At 59.7% G+C, this 13,383-nt stretch carries 15 protein-coding genes; 3 read left to right on the top strand and 12 right to left on the bottom strand.

Annotated elements, in window-relative coordinates; all coding sequences use genetic code 11:
• Window positions 1-194 precede the first annotated feature (194 nt).
• On the bottom strand, window positions 195-920 hold the full coding sequence (locus FJ443_RS20720) for a hypothetical protein (RefSeq protein ID WP_140581131.1): 726 nt from the start codon (window positions 918-920) through the stop codon (window positions 195-197).
• 190 nt (window positions 921-1,110) lie between these two features.
• Between FJ443_RS20720 and FJ443_RS20715 the strand changes: the two genes are divergently transcribed.
• Window positions 1,111-2,565, top strand: coding sequence for a caspase family protein (locus FJ443_RS20715; RefSeq protein ID WP_140581134.1), 1,455 nt, complete (start codon window positions 1,111-1,113; stop codon window positions 2,563-2,565).
• 200 nt (window positions 2,566-2,765) lie between these two features.
• Here the strand turns inward: FJ443_RS20715 and FJ443_RS31430 are convergent, their stop codons facing one another.
• On the bottom strand, window positions 2,766-2,993 hold the full coding sequence (locus tag FJ443_RS31430; protein ID WP_140581137.1) for a hypothetical protein: 228 nt from the start codon (window positions 2,991-2,993) through the stop codon (window positions 2,766-2,768).
• A 414-nt stretch (window positions 2,994-3,407) separates the two neighbouring features.
• On the opposite strand from FJ443_RS31430, the gene FJ443_RS20705 reads away from it, so the two are divergent.
• A complete protein-coding gene (locus FJ443_RS20705; RefSeq protein ID WP_140498315.1) occupies window positions 3,408-3,707 on the top strand; it encodes a DUF1236 domain-containing protein in 300 nt (99 codons plus the stop codon).
• Between the two features lie 167 nt (window positions 3,708-3,874).
• Here FJ443_RS20705 and FJ443_RS20700 read toward each other — a convergent pair whose 3' ends face one another.
• The 8 genes from FJ443_RS20700 to FJ443_RS20665 form a co-directional block, all read right to left on the bottom strand.
• Window positions 3,875-4,240 (bottom strand): hypothetical protein, encoded by a 366-nt coding sequence (locus FJ443_RS20700; RefSeq protein WP_140665634.1) that lies wholly within the window; start codon window positions 4,238-4,240, stop codon window positions 3,875-3,877.
• Window positions 4,241-4,656: 416 nt separating this feature from the next.
• Window positions 4,657-5,100 carry a transposase gene (locus FJ443_RS20695; RefSeq protein ID WP_224681797.1) on the bottom strand — a complete coding sequence of 148 codons (444 nt, stop codon included), beginning with the start codon at window positions 5,098-5,100 and terminating at the stop codon, window positions 4,657-4,659.
• 88 nt (window positions 5,101-5,188) lie between these two features.
• On the bottom strand, window positions 5,189-6,133 hold the full coding sequence (speB, locus tag FJ443_RS20690) for an agmatinase (RefSeq protein ID WP_140524765.1): 945 nt from the start codon (window positions 6,131-6,133) through the stop codon (window positions 5,189-5,191).
• Window positions 6,134-6,194: 61 nt separating this feature from the next.
• Entirely contained in the window at window positions 6,195-7,205 is a 1,011-nt protein-coding gene (locus FJ443_RS20685) for an agmatinase family protein (RefSeq protein WP_140498318.1), read from the bottom strand.
• Between the two features lie 41 nt (window positions 7,206-7,246).
• Entirely contained in the window at window positions 7,247-8,065 is an 819-nt protein-coding gene (locus tag FJ443_RS20680) for an amino acid ABC transporter ATP-binding protein (RefSeq protein WP_140498319.1), read from the bottom strand.
• Between the two features lie 30 nt (window positions 8,066-8,095).
• Window positions 8,096-8,746, bottom strand: a complete 651-nt coding sequence (locus FJ443_RS20675; protein ID WP_140498320.1) for an amino acid ABC transporter permease — start codon at window positions 8,744-8,746, stop codon at window positions 8,096-8,098.
• Window positions 8,747-8,749: 3 nt separating this feature from the next.
• Window positions 8,750-9,397, bottom strand: a complete 648-nt coding sequence (locus tag FJ443_RS20670; protein WP_140498321.1) for an amino acid ABC transporter permease — start codon at window positions 9,395-9,397, stop codon at window positions 8,750-8,752.
• Window positions 9,398-9,507: 110 nt separating this feature from the next.
• Window positions 9,508-10,362: a transporter substrate-binding domain-containing protein gene (locus tag FJ443_RS20665; protein WP_140665632.1), complete on the bottom strand. Its 855-nt coding sequence runs from the start codon at window positions 10,360-10,362 to the stop codon at window positions 9,508-9,510.
• A 298-nt stretch (window positions 10,363-10,660) separates the two neighbouring features.
• Here FJ443_RS20665 and FJ443_RS20660 point away from each other — a divergent pair, with 298 nt between their 5' ends.
• Entirely contained in the window at window positions 10,661-11,620 is a 960-nt protein-coding gene (locus FJ443_RS20660; protein ID WP_140498323.1) for a LysR family transcriptional regulator, read from the top strand.
• A gap of 75 nt (window positions 11,621-11,695) precedes the next feature.
• Here FJ443_RS20660 and FJ443_RS20655 read toward each other — a convergent pair whose 3' ends face one another.
• Both FJ443_RS20655 and speB (FJ443_RS20650) read right to left on the bottom strand, forming a co-directional pair.
• Complete coding sequence (locus FJ443_RS20655) at window positions 11,696-12,328, bottom strand: urea carboxylase-associated family protein (protein WP_140515081.1); 633 nt, start codon at window positions 12,326-12,328, stop codon at window positions 11,696-11,698.
• 17 nt (window positions 12,329-12,345) lie between these two features.
• The gene (gene speB / locus FJ443_RS20650; protein WP_140515080.1) at window positions 12,346-13,314 is read right to left on the bottom strand and encodes an agmatinase; all 969 of its coding nucleotides are present in this window, start codon (window positions 13,312-13,314) and stop codon (window positions 12,346-12,348) included.
• Window positions 13,315-13,383 lie beyond the last annotated feature (69 nt).

The raw sequence follows: 13,383 nt of genomic DNA, 5'->3' as shown, positions 1-13,383 counted from the left end.
GGCAATTAAATAGATCAACGATCCATCTCATGGGATCGTTGACTGCTTAACCGGCACTGTACGCGTCGCGTTGCTGGGCGGCAATGGTTTGGCGTTCGTTCTCAGGAGACTATAAGGCTATCTGTGGCGACAAGGACACTATCGTAAACTTAAATGAGCCTGTCAAAAGCAGTGGCCAAACTTCAAAGGCATCTTTAAAGATCAGAATAGGCCGCCGAAACAGTCAGATCTCCCGCATGTGCAATCTTGCGATGGTAGCTTGCCCATATTTCGCCACCACACTGCTCAACCCAGCGGTAGCAGAACGAGAAGTCGGTAGGGAGGTCCAGTTCCGGCGTCACAATCTTCGCAAACGGCGTCAGGAAATTCTCGAACTGAGCGGTGTACTTGCTCTTTCTGTAACGAGACCGGTCCACCGTCTCGGGTAACTTCTCGATTATGGCCGTCACGCAGTCGCGGGAGACCAGAAAGATGCCCGTGCCGCATGACGTTACCCGGACAAAGCCTTCTTGCTCTTGCCGAGGTTCGACGACGGTTCCGATGAACTCCAGGCTTTGCGCAAAGGCTTTGTCGAAGGGCAGTGTCGAGAGGGAGTGGAGTTTGCGCAGATCGATCCGGCGCCGCGGATACAGGGTGCCGACGACTTGCTTGTCCAGCGCCAGCATCGCCGCGATAAGATCAGGTGAAAAGCCCATGTCACTGTCGATCATCAGAATGTGGCTGCAATCCGGTTTATTGTAGTAGAAATTCGTGAGCAGATAGTTCCGCGAAAATGGAATATCCGTGTACTCGATTTCCGACAACGTGAAGGCGTAGTTGGACAGGCTCTTATGAGTTAAGACCGCGAACAAGCTGCGAACGAACACGCTTTTGTAGGCTGCTCCATAAACCGGCAGCGCAAGATTGATCTTGGTCGGCATCTTGTCCTCCACAGTCCAATGACTGATCGCATACAAATCCCTTTTCCCTATCTTTGACAGGATTCTTGGTATAAATTTTGGTGACCTTCGCCGGTATGAGGGCAGGCGCTCAGGCTGATTGTGGTTGCGTCGTGGTGCGTTGGGAAGTTGCTGGACCAAGATTGAGGCAGGCCGGAGCGAGCATGCTGATATGACCCACTGCAACAGACTTCTGTTTCGTGTCCCACTGTTTCTCATTTTTCTGCTTCTTGGCTCAGCTGGTGCTCGCGCCGCGGTCGAGCCGAGCGCGGCGCCGCAGCCACGCAACCGGCTAGCGATCGTCATCGGGAATTCGAACTATCAAAGCAGCCGACTTGAGCATCTCCCCAATGCCGCAAATGATGCCGCAAAGCTCTCAGAGAGCTTGAAGCGGCTAAATTTTGAGGTCCTGACGGGCACCGATCTTTCGACCCAAGATTTTTCCAGAATCTTTCGAGAAGCTGATGCAAGGCTGCCTACCGTCAGCGCAGTTTTGATTATCTACGCCGGTCATGGCGTGCAGTTGAACGGCGAAAACTACCTGCTCCCGGTCGATACGCCCGATCCTGAAAGCCTGGAAAAACTCACCGCCACGGCCATCAAGCTGAATGATGTGATCGCGCGGTTCGCGCGCCGCGACCGCCAGACGTTCATATTCCTGGACGCGTGCCGCAACAATCCGCTCGGTGCCGGTGCCGGCAATGGTCTGGCGCAAGTTGAAGTCGGTGAAAACACGTTCGTTGCCTTTGCCACCCAGCCAGGCAATGTCACGGCCGATGGCGGCGGCGAAAACAGCCCGTTCACCATTGCGCTGCTGAAGAATCTCGAGATCCCCGGGCTCAGCATTTCGGATATGATGATCCGCGTCCGCAACGAAACCGAAGCGTTGACGGTTGGCCGTCAAGTGCCGTGGGATCAATCGAACCTGCGTGAGCAGTTCTATTTCACGGAGCAACAGGTACTCGATCCGGGACAGTTGAGCGCAAGCCTTTCACGCATCCTTGCGGACCCCGCGGCAAAGAAGAGATTGCAAGTCGAGCTTGCCTCCAATGACCTGCAGACCGCCGTGCTAATCGTCGGACAGACGTTGCGGTCGGTCGAGATTCCGGCACCGTCCGCCAGTTCACCGGAGCCGGTTGGCACACAGGTCGCCAATCTGTCTCCGACCGAAAGGGTTGAGGACGCTCGCCAAAGCGTCGTCTCCGGTCTCGAAACGCTCATTGTCGGCGCATCCATGGGCGAGGCGGACAAAGACAAGACAGCCGATCTTGCGCGCAACGTTCAGACCGAACTTCGTCGCTTGGGTTGCTACCGGATGCAGATTGATGGAGATTGGGGCACGGGTTCAATCCGTGCTCTCACCGACTACTACAAGAATACCAAGCAAGTCGCGGCGACGACGGAGCCGAGCGTCGGACTGCTGGGCGATCTCTTTTTGCGCTCAGGCAGAATCTGCAAGCAGCCGGTCATCGTGAAGGCCAAGCCGGCTAAGATAGCGTCGGACGCCGCCCCTTCACGAAACGGCTCCGTACGGACGACTGCGAAACGCTCGCAGGCCGCCCCGAGACGTCCCGCGCCTCCCCCACCGGACATCAGTGGCGGCATAGGCATTGGTGGTGTGTTTTAGGTTGGACCACGTCGCGTCAGTCCATCGCGGCGCAGCTTGCGTTGACGGCGGCAGAGGTGCGCTGAAGTTTCCGGCGCTACGTCTGCTGCGCGTATGGACGATAGCGAGCCGGTCAACAATGGGCCGCGCTCGAGTTCCAGATCAGGTGCTGCAGCCCAATAAGATGCGCGATCCTAGGATATGCTGGCGTAATTGTTCATTCATATTCGGTGGCTCAGTACAAGGTAGATAGCGGGGACTAACATCAACCAGCCCCCCATTCCCAACACCACCAAAATCGCCACGCGCTCGGTTCGCCTGACAAGGTCGGCAATGTTTTCCTCGTTCGTCAAAGAAGCAGCGTCCAGTAGCGCAGGCGCATGATCATCGTTGTCATTTGCCGGTTGGTTTGCGTTGCCACTCTCATTGGTTCTCTGGATCGATGTCATTGTCTTTTGCTCACCAAACATACTGGAAATAGAGGGCCCGCCAGCCACCGAAGCGGCTTGCGGGCCCTATCAGCACAGGAAGGGACGTAGCTGTGCCGATCCACGACATGTCAGCCAAGGAATATGCCGATCACCAAAAATGTGACGGCTGCGGCGAAAGTTGGCGCGAGCAACCAACGCGCTTGGCCAATGCTTTTATCCATCTGCTTTCTCCGAGTCTGGAGAAGCAACTAGCCTAGCCCTAAGCCGTTCCGCCTAGTCTCAAGAGATAAGACCATTGCGTTTTGTGATCGGCCTTTGGTCTGGTCAGGATTCCGACTGAAGCCTGATCGAGGAACGTTCGGCCTGCCGACGTGTTCAGTTGCCTGGCGCACAGAAGACTTGTGCTGTCGCCGGAACAACAGGAGAAAAACCATGAGGATCCACCTTACCAGCACCGCTGCCGCGCTATTGCTTTTGGCCGGCGTCGGCGCAGTTGCGGCACAGGATGTTGTCATCACACCGGAACAGGACACCGTCGTGCGCAAATACGTGAAGAAGCAACCGCTGGCTTCCGTGAACCTTCTCGGACTTGAGCTGAATGTCGGCACGGCTCTGCCGGACACGGTCGAGCTCCATGAGGTCCCCAATGTCAAATACCGGTATGTGGTGATCGACAACCGCACGGTTTTGGTGGACCCGGGCACCCGCAAGATCGTCAAAGTCTACGACTGAGACCTAGAACGAACCCGACCTCCGCCATAGCTGGCGGCGGGTTGGGTATGTCAAATCGCCATTCGGACAGTTGAGATAAACTCCTGAAGTCGAGACGTCGCAACCCCCTCGTGGCGCGCCTGGTGGATCTCTAGAACACGCGCTCAACTCGACTTGGCACAAGGTACTTACTTCCTGGTGATCCAATCCAGCAAGCCAACTTCGACCTGATCGCACCCGGCGTATTCGAGTACCAGGGTCTTAGCCAGATCGCGCCATCGACATTTGGGCGCGTATGTTCCCAACACCAAATCTTTGAACACTGCCCGGAGAACATCGGCATCGAACACTGAGATAGCGAAGGGAACCGGGTCTGCATCCTCCCAAGCTCGGGAGGTGTCATCGCCATGGCTTTGGCGCAGGCGTTTCAGAAGCTCGCGTGATGTCGCGAGCACGCGTCGGGAGTGATCAATATCGCGCGGAAATGCGGCGCGACGTGGCAGGAAGGTGGCTTCAATAGCCGCCCGCGCAATGTCTGTATGGGTATCGAGCATCGCTGCCTCCCTTAAGCAGTTATCGGGGCTGCACCTTCTTAGGTGCTGAGCTGCGAATCTCAGTCATCAGCCCTTGCTCTCGGAGCCGAGCTGTCTTCGCATCCCGTGCCGCCCGCTCGACCTCGATCGACTCGCGCGCAACATCCGAGGTGCGCTCTTTTCTCTCGTGCCTTTTTTGTCGGTGAACCGTTGCCTTCTCCGCATCGTCGCCCCGATCTGACGGTCCCGCGGTGTTGTCGCACAGAACGATTGTGGCCAGATGCGGGCGACCTGGGAGGTGTTTCACCTGCCGAGCCAGCAGCCGCTGCCGCTCGGGCTGCGACTGTTTTGCGAACCGTCTAAAAGGTTGGACATCATGGCCAAGCCAATCATCCACTTTGAAATAATAGGGCGTGATCCTGCGAACCTGCGCCGCTTTACGCGGAACTCTTCGGATGGGAATTCGAGATCGGCGGATCGGTCTCGCCGCTTGTTCCCGACGCAACTATGGCTTCCTTGCCCCGCCTCCGGGGCTCAATCGGTAGCAGGGGCGTTGGAGGCGGGAGAAATTTTGATCCGGATGTAGTCCCGCTTCTCGGACGTGGTGCGCTTTTCAGAGCCCCCTTTAGAAACTCAATTTCCAAGGCTTGCCGGCCTACCAGCCGCTCCAGCGCTGCGATCCGCGCCTCATAGGTCTGCATCGTGTCGGCCGCCGCCACGTCTTCGTCGAAGGAGCCGGCCTCGTATTTCTGAACCCAGATGCGGATCAGGTTACGCGGCAGTTCGTGCCGCTTGGCGAGACCATGCAGCGTCTCGCCGGACAGGAACTCCTGCACTACCTGACGTTTGAACTCGATGCTGTGCGTGCGATAAGCCACCATGGGCTTCCATCCTTCGAAAGCCCGGCTTCCAAGTCAATTCTGCTTGTTCATCCTGTCCGGTCCGAGGGGCGCACTCCACACATGGGTCTCATTTAGCCGGTATTTGCATCGTCATGACGCAGAGAAGCTCGAACAGGAGGGTGGCACCGGTTAGCGCGGTGACGCCCGAAGGATCGAGCGGCGGCGAGACTTCGACCAGATCGGCGCCGATGATGTCGACGCCGGCCAGCGCTCGGATCATCTTCTGGGCCTCGCGCGTCGTTATGCCGCCGATCTCCGGGGTGCCGGTGCCGGGGGCAAAAGACGGATCGAGCGCGTCGATGTCGAACGAGACGTAGGTCGGCGCGTCGCCGACGATCGAGCGCGCCTCGGCCATCACCGTGCCCACGCCGCGCTCCATGAATTCCTCGATGAAGATGATCCGGATGCCGGCCTCGCGGGCGAAATCGTAGTTTTCCACATCGGAGATCGCTCCTCGGATGCCGATCTGGACCATGCGCTTGGGATCGAGCAGGCCTTCCTCGACGGCACGGCGGAACGGGGTGCCGTGATTATAGCGGTTGCCGAAGAACTCGTCATAGGTATCGGAATGGGCATCGAAGTGAATGAGGCCGGCCGGTTCCTTGGCGATGCCGCGCAGGATGGGCAGCGTGATCAGATGATCGCCGCCGACGACTAGAGACCGGGCGCCGGAGTGGTGGACGTTTTCGAAGAAGGCGCTGATCGTGTCCAGCGAGCCGGGCAGGTCGAGCGGGTTTACAATCACGTCGCCGCAGTCGCCGGCACGCACCTGTTCGAAAGGCGAGACGCCCGTCACATGGTGGACGCGCCGCACCAGGCTGGATTGGTTGCGGATTTCGCGCGGTCCATGGCGCGCGCCCGGCCGGTTGGTGGTGCCGCCGTCGAAGGGGACGCCGATCAGCGCGATGTCGACCTGCTCGGGGGTAGCCATGGGCAGGCGCATGAAGGTTGAAGGGCCGGCAAAACGCGGAACGCTGCCGGAATCGAGTGGCTGGAAATTTGTAATGCTCATGGTCTTGTGTCCTGTTGGCGCATCGGGTCGCTTGACCGCGAGGCGCACTCCGAAGGTGGTGCTATTTCTGTTGGAAGTCGGACCTGTGGGCGTCGCGCCAGGCGTTCTGCTTGCCGGCGCGCTTGGCCGCGAGGCAGAACAGGGCCTCGGCCAGCAGCCGGCCGGCCAGGATGCTGGTGGTGCCGCTGGAAGCATCGAAATCCGGCGATACCTCCACGAGGTCGAACCCAGCAAAGCCGTCGCGGGCCACTATCCTTACGCCGCGAATGATCTCGCGCGAGGTAAGGCCGCCTGGTTCGGGGCTGTTGGTTGCCGGGGCAAAGGCTGGATCGACGCCGTCGATGTCGAGGCTGATATAGAGGCGCGCGCCGTCGGCACTGGCGATGGCGCGTGCGCGTTCGGCAACCGTTTCGATGCCGAGGCGCTCGACTTCCTCCATGGAAAACACGGTGATGCCGAGCTTGCGGTAGAGCGGGGTCCATTCGAGCAGGTTGCGGGGGCCGCGCGCGCCGATGACAACGATGCGGCGAGGGGCCACCTTGTCGAGTTCGGCAATGCGCAGCAGGGGCGAGGCGCGGGTGAGGCGGTCGCCGCCGAAGGATTCGCTGAGATCGAGATGGGTGTCGAAGACGATGAGCCCGACCGGGGTGTCGCCGGCATCGGAGACCGCGCGTACCGCCGGATAGCTGATGCCGTGATCGCCGCCGATGGTCAGCGGCACCGCCCCGTTGACCAGCACCGCGGCAAGCCGCGCTTCGAGGCGGGCGTAGCTGGCGGCATTGTCCCCCGGCACTACATCGATGTCGCCGGCATCGGCGACGGTGATATGGGCCAGCATGTCGAGGTCCCAGTCGAAGCTGTAGCTGCCGTAAAGAAGCGAGTATTTGCGGATTTCCTGCGGGGCGCGGCGGGTCGCGCCGCCGCGAAAGGTGGCGATGCCGTCATAGGGCATGCCCACCACCACAGCGTCGGCGGAAAGACCTGCCAGATCGCGCACATAGGGAAATGCCATGAAGGGTGGCACGTCGCCATACATGCGGGGAACACCTGCCGGGCTCAAACCTTCGCTCATGGTACGGTCCTCCGTCTTGTCGTGTCGATTGTGCCGCTGCCCTACTGGCCGGCGGTGGGCTCGCTCTGGAACAGCATGTTGCGCTGTCTCCAAGTGTCGAGGAATTCACGCAAGCGCGGGCTTTGCGGATCGTTGAAGAGTTTGGCGGGCGGGCCCTGTTCGATCACCTTGCCGCGGTCCATGAAGACGACACGGTCGGCGACCTGGGCGGCAAAGCCCATCTCGTGCGTCACCACCACCATGGTAATGCCCTCGACGGCCAGTTGCTTCATGGTGTCGAGAACCTCGCCAACGAGCTGGGGATCGAGCGCCGAGGTCGGTTCGTCGAACAGGATCACATGCGGCTCCATCGCGACCGCCCGGGCGATGCCGACGCGCTGCTGCTGGCCGCCGGAAAGCTGCGAGGGGTAGCGCTCGGCGAAATCCGCGAGGCCGACCTTGGCCAGCGCACGGCGCCCGCTTTCCTTCGCCTTGGCGGCGGGAGCGCGCTTGGAAAGACGCAATCCCAGCGTCACGTTATCCAGCACTGTCATATGCGGCCATAGGTTGAAGTGCTGGAACACCATGCCGACGTTGCGGCGCACGGAATCGATGTTCTGGTCGCTTTCTCGTACCAGTCCTTCGGCACCGCGCTTGTAGCCGAGCAACCGGCCCTCGATCTCGATCTCGCCGCTCGTATATTCCTCGAGGAAGCTCGCGCAGCGCAGCAACGTGCTCTTGCCCGACCCCGAGGGTCCGATGATGCAGACGACTTCGGAGAGGTTGATGTCGAGCGAGATCCCGGACAGGGCCGCGAATGTGCCGAAATCCTTGGTCAGATTCCGGATCTTGATGACGGGCTCGGTGGTTTCAGTGGCCATCGTTTATTCCCAAATTGGTGGTTGAGCGGCCTAGAACCGCACCCGGCGCTCAACATATTTGCCGAGCTGCGCGACTGCCTCGACCAGCAGCCAGTACAGTAGGGCGGCGGCGAGATAAGGTTCGATGACCGCGTAGGTCTCGTTGACGAATTGCGTCGTGTTCTTGGTCAGCTCGGCAACGGTGATGATGGACAGCACCGCGGATTCCTTGATGAGGATGATGATCTGGTTGACCATCGGTGGCGTGATCATGACCAGCATCTGCGGCAGCTTGATATGGCGGATGATCTGCGTGCCTGAGAGCCCGGCCATGCGCGCCGCCTCGATCTGGCCTTTGGAGATCGACTGGAAACCGGAGCGGAAGATTTCGGCGAAATAGGCGGCACCATAGAAGCCGAGGCCGAAAACACCCACCGCTTCGGCACTCAGCCGGAGGCCTATGCTCGGGCCGCCATAATAGAGCACGAACAGCAGGATCAGGATCGGCAGGCCGCGCATGATCTCGATATAGGCACGAACAGCCCAGCGCAGCGGCGTGAACGGCGTGCTCTCGAGGCAGGCGAGCAACAGGCCGATCGCCAGCCCGAGGGCTGTGGCAAGTGCGCAGATCCAGGCCGTCGTCGCCAGGCCGGCCAGCATCAGCGGTCCATATTGCACCCACAGGTCGAAGAATTGCGCCATGGCTCAGGCCCTCCGCGCCAGCCGTTGCTCGGCCATGCGGCCGATCAGCGACAGAAGGAAATTGATGACGATATAGATGACGGCGGCGGTGATGTAGATTTCGAACGGGCGATAAGTGGTCGCGACGATCTGCTGGCTTACCCGCATCAGTTCCGTCACCGCGATGACGGAGACCAGCGATGAGTTTTTCAGGATGCTGATGGTCTCATTGACCAGCGACGGGATGACGAGGCGCAATATCTGGGGCACGAGTATATGCTGGCGCCCCGCCCATTTGCGTATGCCTACCATGCGCGCCGCCTCCAGTTGCCCTGGTGGAATGGCCAAAAGTCCGCCGCGAAATATCTCGGCCTGGAAGGCGATCGTGTTCAGGGTCAGCGCGAGGATGGCCGCGAGGATGGGCGCTACATTGATGCCGATGAGCGGCAGCAGGTAATAGATAATCAGCAACTGCACGAGGATGGGCGTGCCGCGCCACACGCTTTGATAGATGCGCGAAAAGCAGCGCAGCCACGCCTTCTTCGAGGTGACGCCGAAGCACAGGACGAGGCCGAGCGGCATGCCGAGGATGATGGCGACGCCCGACACCAGGATGGTCATGCCCGCGCCCCAGAGTATGATGGGCAGGTTGTTCTGGATGAGGGCGAACATTGCCAAGTCGTCAGACCTTATGGACTTGAGGTCAGGCTTGCAGCCTGTGCGTTTTTAGGCAGGCGAGGCTGGAAAGCCTCACCTTTATCCGGGCGTTGGATGCCGACTCGTCAGCTCTTGGGTTCGGGCAGAGCGTCCGTCGGCAGTTTCATGGTGAAGCCGAACCACTTTTCCTGAAGTTTGGCCATGGTTCCATCGGCGGCGAGCTTGCGGAACTGGTCATCGATGAAGTCGGCAAGCGCCTTGCTGTCGTCGTCCTTGCGGAAGGCCCAGCTGAAATAGGTCGGGTCCCCGAACGTTGTGCGGATGGTTTCGAAGACGTCGCCGCGCTGCGTCTGCAGGTAGAGCAGATTGGGCAGGGAATTCACGACGGCATCCGTGCGCCCGGCAGCGAGATCGGCATAGGCTTCATTGAAGTCGACATAGGTCTGGATGGTGGCGATTGGCGCCAGGCCTTTTGCCTTTAAATTCTCGGAAAAAGCCTCGGTGCCCTTGAGCTGTGCCGAGCCGGCCTGCGTGCCGACATTTTTGCCGCTCAGGTCTTCGGGCGTGTTCAAGGCGGCGTCGCCTTTGCGCTTGACGTAGGAGAACGACGCGTCGGCGATTGGCAGAGACAGCCTGTAGGTATCGTAGCGCTGTTTGTTAACGGTGACGGAGGTTATGATGGCATCGAACTTCTCCGTCTGCAAACCGGGCAGCAAGCCCTGGAACGGCAGGTCGAGCCGGTTCACCTTCACGTCCGGCAGCGCCTTCATGACTTCTTCGAAGAGGTCAACTCCGTAGCCTACGATCTTGCCGTTTTCGACATATTCGAACGGCGGGTAGCGGGCCTCGGACGCGATGGTGATTTCCCCCTTTGCCTTGATCCGATCCAGAAGATCGGAGGCGGTGGCAATGCTCGCCACGGCGAGCGAGAGCGACGCGGCCAACAGCGTCGAAGTGCACAGTTTCAAAGCGGATCGCATAACTTCCTCCAGTTTCGTATGTTCCCGTTTATTATGGATTATTTGGAGTCCGAGGCTTCTGTACGCGCTCAGGAATCTCGCATGCGTGACGAGCCTTAAACCTCCAGGTCGTTAGCCGGCTGCAATGCCGGCCCGATTGTTTGCTTCCCCAGTGGCATGACGGCACGGCACCATCTGGTAGGGCAGCATGGCAGGATTGAATCTTTGATAAACATGGAAGGAATAGACTATACATCGAAGTTGACGATGTAAGGCTGATATCCAACACCGTCTGAGAGGCTCAAGGAGGAGTGTCAGAATGCGTCTGTCGGTTGCCGACATTCGTGCGCTCAGGGTTTTCCGCTCGGTGGTCGAGCATGGCGGATTTACCGGAGCACAGCTTGCTTTGGCGATGAGCCAATCGACGATCAGTTTCCAAATCAACGCGTTGGAGGAACGGCTGGGGTTTTCGCTATGCCAACGCGGCAGGCGCGGCTTCGAACTGACCGATAGAGGCACCGCGGTCTATGAATATTCCCATTCGCTGACTTCAGCGCTGTCGGCGTTCGAGATGCAACTGGGCGAACTGCGCTCCAAGGCGACGGGTGTGCTGCGCGTCGGGATCGTCGATGCCACCGTTACCGATTCAGCCCTGGGCCTCGATGACGTCATTCATCAGTTTATCAAGAAAGCCAGCGAAGTCGATCTGCGCATCACCATCGGCTCGCCTGAACAGCTTATCGCGGAAACCGCCAAGGGCGGGATCGACTTCGCGATCTCCCCCCGCATCAAATTGCTGCCCGGCTATTCGCAGACCGAGTTCCATTATGAAATCAACTCGCTCTACTGCAGCGAGCGCCACCCGCTGTTTTCCCGCAAGCTGGTGACAAAGGCTGATGTGGAAGCATCGCAGATGGTGGTGCGCCCTTATGCCAACAAGTCGGAATTGCAGCATTTCCCCAACGCGCATGTCGGCGCCTATGCTTCGAATATCGAGGCGCAGGCAATGTATATCCTGAGCGGCCACTTCGTCGGCTATCTGCCGGATCACATGACCGTCACGTTTAGACAGAACAACCGGCTTAAGGCGCTGCTTATTCCCGAGGCGCAGATCCGCTCGCCCTTCGTCATCATCGCGCCAAAGCACAAGAAAGCGTCGCTGTCGCAGAGGATTTTTTTTCAGGAACTGCGCAAAAGGGTGGGGAGTGCCGAAAAATCGGCCGGAAAAGGGCAAGCCGCCGACGCAAAAAACAAGATGCCCAAGGTACGCGGCATGTAAAAACTCCTTTATGCATTGATCCCGAAAAGCGGGAGCCGCTTTTCGGGATCAATGGTCTGGATGCTGGGCTGCGCTTTAAAGGCGCGGCGCCTTGGCGTCGATCCGATAATGCGCTTCGGTTGGAACGCAGCCTTGACCGTTTACCGGAATGAGGTCCTGGGGGCAGGCTGAGAACGCGACGATCAAATCCATTTCCGCGCACATCGACACATAGGAGCCCGGTCCCGCCACCGGTGCCTCGAAGGTGACCGAACCGTCTTCGCCGACGGGAATGTTCATGAACAGGTTGAGCGGCGAAGGGGTTTCGGGTGGCGTCAGCCCGACCGCGCCGAGGGCCGTCGCCAGATTGTCGGTGCAGTTGTCATGGTGCCCGACATGGCCCAACTGCTGGTAGCGATAGCGGTCGCAGGCGGCGATCAGCGTATCGTGCACGCCACCCGACGTGTCCTGTATCAGGGTCAGCATCGGACGCCGCCTGTTGCTGCACAGCGTGTCGCCGTTCTTCGGGTTCACCTTGAGCATGGCTCCACGACTGTGCTCCATCGACATGAATTCCGCGATATCGTCGGCGCAGAAGGCCCAGGTGTCCACCACCTGGGTGCCGTGGGTGTTGATGACGGTGATCACCTGGCCTTGGGCAACGCGCGTCGCCACGCCCTGGCGGGCAGGAATGACGTGAACCTGACCGTTACTTGCGTTTGTTGGCATCGTTGAATTCCTTTCGTTCAGCGTCCGCGCGCTTCGTGTTCGACGAAGATATAGCCGAGAAAGTTCAGGAGTACCTGTGCTGCGAGAAAGCCGGTGATGCCCGAAGGGTCGTAGGCCGGGGCCACCTCGACGAGGTCGATGCCGACGACGTCGCCGCGCTTCACAAGGCCCCGGAGCATTTCCATTACTTCATAATACAGGAAGCCGCCATGGCTAGGCGTGCCAGTGCCCGGCGCAATCGACGGATCGAAACCGTCGATGTCGATCGTCACATAGTAGCGTACGCCTTCCGGAATGGTCGCCAGAACACCTTCGACCCCGAGCTTGCGCGCCTGGCGGACGGAAAGGATCGTCGAGCCGCGTTGGCGCGCATCCTCGTAACCGTCGCGGGCGGTCGAGGAGACGTTGCGGATGCCGATCTGGCTGAGGCCGCTAACATGCGACTGTTCGGCCGCGCGGCGCATCGGATTGCCGTGTCCTTCGCGCACGCCATGACGCACGTCGACAAAGTCGAGATGCGCATCGATCTGCACGATGTGAATGGGGCCATGTTCGCTGAACGCCCTGACGCAGGGAATGTTGATGGCATGGTCGCCGCCCAGAACGACGGGCAGCGCTCCGCGTTCAAGAATCTTGCGGACCGCCATTTCCGTATTCGCGTGGCTGGCCACGGTATCGGTATGCACGATATCTGCGTCGCCTATATCGACGATCCGCACCTTGTCGAGCGGCAGATAGATCTGGTCGTCCTCATGGTCGTAAGCGCCGGCATGACCGAAGGAAAACAGCGTCGAGGCCTCGCGGATGGCGCGGGGGCCGAAACGTGCACCGGAGCGGTACTGGGTCCCCATGTCGAAGGGCACACCCAGCACGGCGACATCCGCGTCGATCTTGTCCCAATCAAGGCAGATCGGCCGTTTACCGAAGGTGCTAAGCCCAACGAAGGGGAGATCGAGCCGCCCACCCTCATACCCGTGTCCAGACATCGAGACTCTCCCTTTCGGATAACCCTCACGCCATCCGGCAGCGACCTTCGATATGAGCCGAAGCGCTTA

This window comes from Mesorhizobium sp. B2-6-1 (assembly GCF_006440475.1).
Classification (GTDB): Bacteria; Pseudomonadota; Alphaproteobacteria; order Rhizobiales; family Rhizobiaceae; genus Mesorhizobium.
Note: the sequence above shows the minus strand (reverse complement) of the source record. Positions and strands in the feature narration are given on the sequence as shown.

Coding starts and splice junctions, on each gene's coding strand:
- FJ443_RS20695 (WP_224681797.1), bottom strand. CDS start 5,100: ATGGTGGCTTATCGCACGCACAGCATCGAGTTCAAACGTCAGGTAGTG.
- FJ443_RS20655 (WP_140515081.1), bottom strand. CDS start 12,328: ATGCCAACAAACGCAAGTAACGGTCAGGTTCACGTCATTCCTGCCCGC.
- FJ443_RS20705 (WP_140498315.1), top strand. CDS start 3,408: ATGAGGATCCACCTTACCAGCACCGCTGCCGCGCTATTGCTTTTGGCC.
- FJ443_RS20715 (WP_140581134.1), top strand. CDS start 1,111: ATGACCCACTGCAACAGACTTCTGTTTCGTGTCCCACTGTTTCTCATT.
- FJ443_RS20665 (WP_140665632.1), bottom strand. CDS start 10,362: ATGCGATCCGCTTTGAAACTGTGCACTTCGACGCTGTTGGCCGCGTCG.
- FJ443_RS20720 (WP_140581131.1), bottom strand. CDS start 920: ATGCCGACCAAGATCAATCTTGCGCTGCCGGTTTATGGAGCAGCCTAC.
- FJ443_RS20670 (WP_140498321.1), bottom strand. CDS start 9,397: ATGTTCGCCCTCATCCAGAACAACCTGCCCATCATACTCTGGGGCGCG.
- FJ443_RS20680 (WP_140498319.1), bottom strand. CDS start 8,065: ATGGCCACTGAAACCACCGAGCCCGTCATCAAGATCCGGAATCTGACC.
- speB (WP_140524765.1), bottom strand. CDS start 6,133: ATGAGCATTACAAATTTCCAGCCACTCGATTCCGGCAGCGTTCCGCGT.
- FJ443_RS20700 (WP_140665634.1), bottom strand. CDS start 4,240: ATGCTCGATACCCATACAGACATTGCGCGGGCGGCTATTGAAGCCACC.
- FJ443_RS20660 (WP_140498323.1), top strand. CDS start 10,661: ATGCGTCTGTCGGTTGCCGACATTCGTGCGCTCAGGGTTTTCCGCTCG.
- FJ443_RS20675 (WP_140498320.1), bottom strand. CDS start 8,746: ATGGCGCAATTCTTCGACCTGTGGGTGCAATATGGACCGCTGATGCTG.
- speB (WP_140515080.1), bottom strand. CDS start 13,314: ATGTCTGGACACGGGTATGAGGGTGGGCGGCTCGATCTCCCCTTCGTT.
- FJ443_RS20685 (WP_140498318.1), bottom strand. CDS start 7,205: ATGAGCGAAGGTTTGAGCCCGGCAGGTGTTCCCCGCATGTATGGCGAC.
- FJ443_RS31430 (WP_140581137.1), bottom strand. CDS start 2,993: ATGACATCGATCCAGAGAACCAATGAGAGTGGCAACGCAAACCAACCG.